Source organism: Staphylococcus croceilyticus, from assembly GCF_002902575.1.
GTDB lineage: Bacteria > Bacillota > Bacilli > Staphylococcales > Staphylococcaceae > Staphylococcus > Staphylococcus croceilyticus.
Genome location: NZ_PPRD01000120.1, coordinates 1 through 3,626, shown reverse-complemented (window position 1 = coordinate 3,626; position 3,626 = coordinate 1). Strand labels below are relative to the sequence as shown.

The 3,626-nt window shown below is 34.9% G+C and carries 3 protein-coding genes; all 3 read left to right on the top strand.

The genetic code is table 11. From position 1 onward, the window contains the following. The first annotated feature begins 106 nt into the window (after window positions 1-106). Complete coding sequence (locus CD128_RS11125) at window positions 107-721, top strand: succinate dehydrogenase cytochrome b558 subunit (protein WP_103329948.1); 615 nt, start codon at window positions 107-109, stop codon at window positions 719-721. A gap of 118 nt (window positions 722-839) precedes the next feature. Further along, window positions 840-2,606, top strand: a complete 1,767-nt coding sequence (sdhA, locus tag CD128_RS11120; RefSeq protein ID WP_103329947.1) for a succinate dehydrogenase flavoprotein subunit — start codon at window positions 840-842, stop codon at window positions 2,604-2,606. After that, window positions 2,606-3,457 carry a succinate dehydrogenase iron-sulfur subunit gene (gene sdhB, locus CD128_RS11115; protein WP_103329946.1) on the top strand — a complete coding sequence of 284 codons (852 nt, stop codon included), beginning with the start codon at window positions 2,606-2,608 and terminating at the stop codon, window positions 3,455-3,457. The genes sdhA and sdhB overlap by 1 nt, the downstream gene beginning before the upstream one ends. Window positions 3,458-3,626 lie beyond the last annotated feature (169 nt).

The following is a 3,626-nucleotide window of genomic DNA, read 5'->3' as shown; positions in this document are numbered from 1 at the left end:
GTACTAAATAAAGTAGTAAATACTTTTGTTAATAATTCTTAACGAGAGAGATGGGCTTTCTTAAGGATGGGCAATTTAAATAATTGGTTTACAGGGGGGACTCCTTTTGGCAAAGTCTAAAAACGAATTTTACCTAAGACGAATTCACTCGTTGCTAGGTATCATTCCAATCGGTGCATTCTTAATTGTTCATTTAATGGTGAACCATCAAGCAACACAAGGTGCTGAAGCTTTTAATAAAGCTGCGAACTTTATGGAATCTTTACCATTCCTATTAGCGATTGAATTTTTATTTATTTACTTACCAATTTTATACCATGGTCTTTATGGTATTCATATTGCATTTACTGCAAAAGAAAATATCGGTCATTATTCTTTATTTAGAAACTGGATGTTTGCTTTACAAAGAGTTTCAGGTATCGTGACCTTCATCTTTGTATTTATGCATTTATGGCAAACAACTTTACAAAAGTATTTCTTCGGTAAGGAAATTAATTATGATTTAATGCACCGTGTATTGGAAAATCCATTTGTATTAATTATTTACATCATTTGTATTATTTGTGTTATTTTCCATTTCTCAAATGGATTGTGGTCATTCTTAGTAACATGGGGCTTTTTACAATCTAAAAAATCTCAACGTGTTTTCACTTGGGTTTCTTTAATTGTATTCTTAATTCTTTCATACATCGGTGTAACAGCACTTTTAGCATTCGTATAGAACATGAATAAAAACGAAATTAAAACTTTAATTAATGAGTAATAATTAACATTTACTTATACATTAAGGTTATACGTGACGTTAAGTTGTAGATATATTTTAGGGGAGTGACAATTCTATGGCAGAGAAAAAAATTATTGTTGTCGGTGGAGGCCTTGCGGGTCTAATGTCAACAATTAAAGCTGCAGAACAAGGTGCACATGTTGATTTATTCTCAATCGTACCTGTTAAACGTTCGCACTCTGTATGTGCCCAAGGTGGTATTAATGGTGCGGTAAATACTAAAGGTGAAGGTGACTCACCTTGGATTCACTTTGATGATACAGTTTATGGTGGTGACTTCTTAGCTAACCAACCACCTGTAAAAGCTATGGCTGAAGCTGCACCATCTATTATTCACTTATTAGACCGTATGGGCGTAATGTTTAGTAGAACTAAAGAAGGTCTTTTAGACTTCCGTCGTTTCGGTGGAACGTTATATCACCGTACAGCATTTGCTGGTGCGACTACTGGACAACAATTACTTTATGCACTTGATGAACAAGTACGTTCATTTGAAGTGGATGGTTTAGTTACAAAATATGAAGGCTGGGAGTTCTTAGGTATTGTTAAAGATGACGAGAACGCAGCTAGAGGTATTGTTGCTCAAAACATGACAACATCTGAAATTAAATCATTTGGTTCAGACGCTGTGATCATGGCAACAGGTGGTCCTGGTATTATCTTTGGTAAAACAACAAACTCAATGATTAATACAGGATCTGCTGCCTCAATCGTTTATCAACAAGGTGCTAAATATGCGAATGGTGAATTCATTCAAATTCACCCTACAGCTATCCCAGGTGATGATAAACTTCGATTAATGAGTGAATCAGCACGTGGTGAAGGTGGACGTATTTGGACATACAAAGATGGTAAGCCATGGTATTTCTTAGAAGAAAAATATCCTGATTATGGTAACTTAGTACCACGTGATATTGCGACACGTGAAATCTTTGATGTTTGTATTAACCAAAAATTAGGTATCAATGGTGAAAACATGGTGTACCTTGACTTATCTCATAAAGATCCCCATGAGTTAGATGTAAAACTTGGTGGTATCATTGAAATTTATGAGAAATTTACAGGTGATGATCCACGTAAAGTACCTATGAAGATCTTCCCAGCGGTTCACTACTCAATGGGTGGTTTATATGTTGATTACGATCAAATGACTAATATTAAAGGATTATTTGCAGCAGGAGAATGTGATTTCTCTCAACACGGTGGTAACCGTTTAGGTGCAAACTCATTATTATCAGCCATTTATGGCGGTACAGTTGCAGGGCCTAATGCAATTAAGTATGTTGAAAATGTAGAAACTTCTTACACAGATTTAGATGAAAGTATTTATCAAAAACGTGTAGATGAAGAACAAGAACGCTTTGATAACTTATTAAATATGCGTGGTACTGAAAATGCTTATAAACTTCATCGTGAACTTGGTGAAATTATGACAGCAAACGTAACAGTAGTACGTGAAAACGATAAATTACTTGAAACAGATAAGAAAATTGTTGAACTAATGAAACGTTATCAAGACATTGACATGGAAGATACTCAAACTTGGAGTAACCAAGCAGTATTCTTCACACGTCAATTATGGAATATGTTAGTTTTAGCACGTGTAATTACTATTGGGGCTTACAATCGTAATGAATCACGTGGAGCTCATTACAAACCAGAATTCCCTGAACGTAATGATGATGAATGGTTAAAAACAACTTTAGCTGAGTATCAAGGTAAAACAGAAGCGCCTAAATTTACTTATGAGCCAGTTGATGTAAGTTTAATTCCACCACGTAAACGTGATTACACTAGTAAGTCTAAAGGAGGTAAAAAATAATGGCTGACACTCAATCAGTAAAAGAAACTCCAGAAGAACGTCGTAATGAAGAAGTGCGCAATCGTGAAGAAGATCAACAAAACGAAACAAATCAAAAAACTGTTAAATTAATTATTAAACGTCAAGATAATCAAGACTCTAAACCATACGAAGAAGAGTTTGAAATTCCTTATAAAGAGAATTTAAACGTTATCGCATGTTTAATGGAAATTAGACGTAATCCTGTAAATAGTAAAGGTGAAAAGACGACGCCTGTAACTTGGGATATGAACTGTTTAGAAGAAGTATGTGGTGCTTGTTCAATGGTTATCAATGGTCGTGCGAGACAATCATGTTCAGCAATCGTTGATCAATTAGAACAACCGATTCGCTTAGAACCAATGAGCACATTCCCAGTCATTCGTGACTTACAAGTTGATCGTACAAGAATGTTTGATAACTTAAAACGTATGAAGGCATGGATTCCTATCGATGGTACATATGATTTAGGTCCTGGTCCACGTATGCCAGAGAAGAAGCGTCAAACAGCTTATGAATTATCTAAATGTATGACTTGTGGTGTATGTTTAGAAGTTTGTCCAAACGTTACACGTAACAACAAATTCGTAGGGGCACAAGCGATTTCTCAAGTACGTTTATTCGACTTACACCCAACAGGTGCAATGACTAAAGATGAACGTTTAGATGCATTAATGGGAACAGGTGGTTTACAAGAATGTGGTAATTCTCAAAACTGTGTAAATGCTTGTCCAAAAGGTATTCCATTGACAACTTCAATTGCAGCATTAAACAGAGAAACAACATTCCATATGTTTAAATCATTCTTTGGTTCAGATCACAAAGTAGACTAATTTGTTATAATATTGAATGTTAAGTTGATCGACAACCTAACATTTAGCACTCAGAATAAGAAGTAGGTAGTGATTTTGTAATAAAGGTTCTATGAGAAATGCGGTTGATGAAACAAATTGATTGTTTCATTAACCGCATTTTTTGTATAAAAAGAGCGCAAATATCTCT

What these genes read in the sequence shown, in the direction of transcription:
- sdhA (WP_103329947.1), top strand. Translation starts at nt 840, where the DNA reads ATGGCAGAGAAAAAAATTATTGTTGTCGGTGGAGGCCTTGCGGGTCTA.
- sdhB (WP_103329946.1), top strand. Translation starts at nt 2,606, where the DNA reads ATGGCTGACACTCAATCAGTAAAAGAAACTCCAGAAGAACGTCGTAAT.